Annotated in this window: 6 protein-coding genes; all 6 read right to left on the bottom strand. The window is 51.2% G+C overall.

What is annotated here, in order from left to right:
- The coding region (locus B3180_RS15070; protein ID WP_286845315.1) for a redoxin family protein at nucleotides 1–259 on the bottom strand (259 nt) is incomplete at its 3' end.
- On the bottom strand, nucleotides 243–1,034 hold the full coding sequence (locus tag B3180_RS15075; protein ID WP_278358935.1) for a class I SAM-dependent methyltransferase: 792 nt from the start codon (nucleotides 1,032–1,034) through the stop codon (nucleotides 243–245). The genes B3180_RS15070 and B3180_RS15075, both read right to left, overlap by 17 nt.
- Nucleotides 1,031–1,483: a GNAT family N-acetyltransferase gene (locus tag B3180_RS15080; protein WP_054490358.1), complete on the bottom strand. Its 453-nt coding sequence runs from the start codon at nucleotides 1,481–1,483 to the stop codon at nucleotides 1,031–1,033. The genes B3180_RS15075 and B3180_RS15080 overlap by 4 nt, the downstream gene beginning before the upstream one ends.
- Entirely contained in the window at nucleotides 1,480–2,352 is an 873-nt protein-coding gene (locus B3180_RS15085; protein WP_199495068.1) for a Dam family site-specific DNA-(adenine-N6)-methyltransferase, read from the bottom strand. Before B3180_RS15085 ends, B3180_RS15080 begins: the two co-directional genes overlap by 4 nt.
- A gap of 81 nt (nucleotides 2,353–2,433) precedes the next feature.
- Complete coding sequence (locus B3180_RS15090) at nucleotides 2,434–4,023, bottom strand: AAA family ATPase (RefSeq protein WP_278358934.1); 1,590 nt, start codon at nucleotides 4,021–4,023, stop codon at nucleotides 2,434–2,436.
- A gap of 45 nt (nucleotides 4,024–4,068) precedes the next feature.
- The coding region (locus B3180_RS15095; protein WP_422653687.1) for a 3-dehydroquinate synthase family protein at nucleotides 4,069–4,402 on the bottom strand (334 nt) is incomplete at its 5' end.

Here is a 4,402-nt window from a genome sequence, read left to right on the forward strand (position 1 = left end):
CCTTCATAACAAAGGCGTCGTTTACCGCCACACAATTAATACTCAGAACACCCGCTTCTTTTAACGCTTCGGCGTGCTCTACGTAGCCGGGCAGGTGTTTCTCCGAACAGGTCGGAGTAAACGCGCCAGGCACTGAAAACAGTACGTGCGTGCCTTTGGCGAATATCTCTGCCGGGTCATAGTTCTGAATGCCAAGATCACCTTTGCTGGTCAGTGAACCTGATGGAATTTTATCGCCTTCTTTAATTTGCTGACTCATGAAAACCTCGTTTTATGTAAACATCAAAGCGATGCTTTTTACTCTTAATTTGGCTGTTTGGTTCACGCCCTGCCAGAAAAGGCGCGCTGTTGGGGCGCTTAACCACTACTCGGAATTTAGCGTTATTAAGCGCAGGCTCTAGCAATGAATCGGCGTCTTCGTCGCTGCCGACTAACTGCTGGAACATTTGCATGTCTTTTTTCACTTGCGCCTTTTGCTTGCCGGTTTTTGGGTACATGGGGTCTAAATAAACCACGTCGGGCTCGTGGGTGAAGCCTTTACCCGTATATAAGTTGTCGGTTCCGATTAAATGCATGCGCTGGCAGGTTTCGCCAATGAAGTCGGCTTCTAACTGAGCTCTGTGCAGGCCGTTATCGAGCAGCGCAGCGACAACCGGGTGACGTTCTATAAGTTGCACGTCGCAGCCCAGTCCGGCTAGTACAAAAGCGTCTCGCCCAAGGCCGGCGGTTCCGTCGACAACCGATGGTTTAAACTGCCCGGTGACACCAACTGCTTTAGCAATAGCTTCGTTTTTTAACTGTGTGTTCTGAGCACGGTAGGCTGCTTTGCCCTGATGAAAATCGACCACTAAAGGTGACATTTTTTGTGGGCTTTGCAGCCAATGCAGCGCTAGTACATCGTCGTTCAACCACAGTTGAAAAACGTCACTATCGGTGGCTTCAGACGAGAGGCCCCAACGCTTAGCAATAGCCTTTGTCTCAACGGTTTCAGCGCCGCTGCCTGCAAGAACGGGAACCCGGATTGCGGCTGTCACTGTGCGGCCTTACGTTGCATATCAATGTGTGGAATGTCGTCTTCCAGATACTCGTCGCTTATGGCTTCAAAGCCGAAGCTTTGGTAGAACTTCAGCAGATAAACCTGTGCGCCTACCCGAATTGGGGCTTTGGGGGCATATTCTTCAAGATAGTCGATACTGCGTTGCATGACTTCTCTGCCTAGCTTCTGGCGGCGCACTTTTTCATGGGTTATTACCCGACCAATACGAGAATAGCCGGTATCGGCGGTTGCCAGGTAAAGCCGGGCGTAGGCGACCATTTCGCCGGTGTCGTTGCGGGCGTACAAATGTAAAGCCTGCTCGTCTGCGCCGTCGGCGTCCAGGTAGGGACAAGTTTGCTCCACCACGAAAACTTCTTGTCTAAGTTTCAGCAAGTCGTAGAGATCGTGCAGCGAAAGATCGTTAAATGCTTTTAAGTGCCAGTTCATGTGCCTACTTTCTTCAATGAGTTGCTAAGAGAAACCACGTTGCTTTTATTGACTTCGCTATCGTATAAAGCGAGCAGCTCGGCTACTGGCTTTCGGCCGTCGCCTTTTTGACTGATGCTGCGCGAGACCGACAAACTGCTGATGTCGGCGTGTTTGTATAAAGCCCGGGTGAGGTCGGTGTCGTGGTTGCTTATCAGTACCGGAATATGGCGCTTTTTCGCAACCTGCACTGCCCGGCGGGCTAATTCGTCCTGGTCAGTCAGGCCAAAGCCACCGGTCGCGTAGCTGGTAAAGTTAGAGGTCTGGTCCAGCGGTGCGTAAGGTGGATCGCAGTAAATCACGTCGCCTTGTCGCGCACGTCGAAACACTTGTTCAAACGGGCGGCAAATAAACTTGGCCTTGCGCGCTTTCTCGGCAAAATGCTCGAGCTCTTTTTCCGGGAAGTAAGGTTTGCGGTAATCACCAAAGGGCACGTTAAAAATGCCTTTGCTGTTATAACGACACAAGCCGTTGTAGCCGTGGCGGTTCATATATAAAAAAAGCAAAGAGCGAAAGTAAGGGTCGCTGCTGGCATTAAAGGCGGCACGCAGTGCGTAGTAAGCGTCGGCCTGGTTGTTACGGTTAACGAAGAGCTTGCGGGCGTCCTGAATAAAAGTCTTCGGACGGCGCTTCACAAACTGATACAGGGTAATGAGGTCCTGATTAATGTCGTTAAGCAGGTAGCTGTCGTAGTCGGTATTCAGAAAAACTGAACCGGCACCCACAAAAGGTTCGATGAGCTTTTTACCTTGCGGCAAGCGTGCTGTTATCGGCTCGATAAGTGAGTACTTACCGCCTGCCCATTTTAAAAATGCCCGATTCTTCTTCATGCGCCGGCCGTTGGTGGATCCTCAAGGGATTGTAACCCAAAGGCCGGGGGATGAAAATTGCTGACTGCGCTATTCGTCCGGCTACTGGCTAGTAATGTCGTTTTGCACACTGGCAAACGACTTAGCCCAGGGCTCCATTTGCTGCACATCGGTTGGCAGCTGAGTGGCGGCTGCACGTGCTTGCTCAATGCTGGGGTAGCTGCCAAAAATAACCACATAACGTTGGTCAGCGCGCTGATACACCTGGGTATTAGCGGCAATACCGTAGTCATTACGGAAACTGCGCAGTAGCTGCGGGTCACTAATAATACTGATTTGCAGCGTGTAATTGCCTGAGTTCTGATCCAGTGCCCACTGGGTCTGGAACGGCCGCGCTTGAGGCTGAGACTGTTGTGGTTCAGGTTGTTCTGCTTTAACTTCTGGTTCTGGTTTGGCTACAACGGTGTCAATGCCTGCCTCGGCTGCCGACTGCTCGTTAGACTGCCCGACAGGCTCAGCTTCCTGCGGCTCTTGTTGCTTCGGCTGTTGTTTAATAAAGCCCAGCGAAATTTCGCCTTCTGTAATTTCAGAGGCGGCTACGGTGTTTAATGTACCTAACGCATTGCGGTAAGAGGCGGCCAGTTCCGCAGGAACCAGTTCTAAAGAACGTTCATTGAGCGGTTCAAAGCTGGGCAAACTGGTCGTCTGTTCGGTAGCTTCTGTTGCTGTTTTATCTTCGGCTGTCGTGGCACTGTTTGCATCGCCTTCTTCGGTCGTGGCTTCTGCCGATGCCGCTGATTCCGGATTCACTTGTTGCCAGTAGGCGGTCAGCTGCTCTTTATTCAGAAAACCAGCAAAGGCCAGACTCATAATGGCTGCAATTAAAAGAATAGGCCACAGACGCATTTTGCGACGGCTGCCCTGTTCTGCTTTATGGTTCGCTTTGCTCTGTTCGCTGGCGTTGTTGTCAGCATTTTCTTCGGCATTGGTATCGCGGTAGCGTGCTGCCTGAGTCGTTAAGGTTAACTGCAGACGCTGCTGAATTTCACCGGGAAACCCATGAATGGAGTTTAAAAATTGTTGAATGCGTTCCAGGTTCCAGAAGCTACGCTGCTTCTCCGGCAGTAAGGCCTGCACAAAGCGAATCTGTTCGTCATGATTAAGTGGCTGAACCTCAATCATGGTGGGCCCTTGTACACGCAAGTGCGGCGCCGGGCGTTGTTGCTGTGCCCAGCGGCTGTCGCCGGTAATGATAATGCTGGTGCGCTGACCAATGGCGCTAAGCTGAGTAACGGTGGAAATGCACTCGGCTAAAAAGCTTTCTGACAGTAGCTCACCGTTATCGATAACAATAATGGCGTGGTTAAGCGGACGCTGGCGTTGCATCTGACGACTTAGTGACTCGTCGTTAATGCTGATGGTGCCGAACAACTGGTTGAGTATTTGTGCGCGAAGTCGGTCGTTGGTGGAGCGTTCATTGGCGCTGATAAAAGCCACTTCCGCGTATTCTGATGCCTGCTCCAGAAACACTTCTGCAATGGTGGTTTTACCGCTGCCCTCTTTGCCGTGCAGCATAATAAGCGAAACGCTTTGCTGGCAATTTTGGTGGAGCTGGTCAATAACCTGTTGCTGGCTTGGTTTGGTTTTTACCGGCGCGGCAACAATGTGTTGTGTGGTTGCAAGTGCTTGCATCTGTCTGTTCCTGTCTGTCAGCCGAATAGAGATAACGCGTTGGCGTTAGCAACATTCAGTGATCACAGCAGCAACGGTATTGTGTTCTACAGTACTGACGACTTCAGCTTTACCAATAGCAACTGGAAGAACAAAGTGCAGCTGACCGTCTTTTACTTTTTTGTCGCGCTGCATGTAGTCTAACCAGTCCTGCCAGGGCATTTGCGGGCCCTTAGTCGGCAAGCCAAGTGCCAGCAGTAAATCTTTGACGCGTCGAAAATCTGACGAATTGAGCCGCTGTGTCACTTCTGACAGCTTAGATGCAATTATAATGCCAGCAGCTACGGCTTCGCCGTGTGTCCATGCGCCGTATTCGGTGGCGGCTTCAATGGCGTGTCCG

It is taken from the genome of Idiomarina sp. UBA4206, from assembly GCF_002383015.1.
Classification (GTDB): domain Bacteria; phylum Pseudomonadota; class Gammaproteobacteria; order Enterobacterales; family Alteromonadaceae; genus Idiomarina; species Idiomarina abyssalis.

Coding starts and splice junctions, on each gene's coding strand:
- B3180_RS15080 (WP_054490358.1), bottom strand. CDS start 1,483: ATGAACTGGCACTTAAAAGCATTTAACGATCTTTCGCTGCACGATCTC.
- B3180_RS15090 (WP_278358934.1), bottom strand. CDS start 4,023: ATGCAAGCACTTGCAACCACACAACACATTGTTGCCGCGCCGGTAAAA.
- B3180_RS15085 (WP_199495068.1), bottom strand. CDS start 2,352: ATGAAGAAGAATCGGGCATTTTTAAAATGGGCAGGCGGTAAGTACTCA.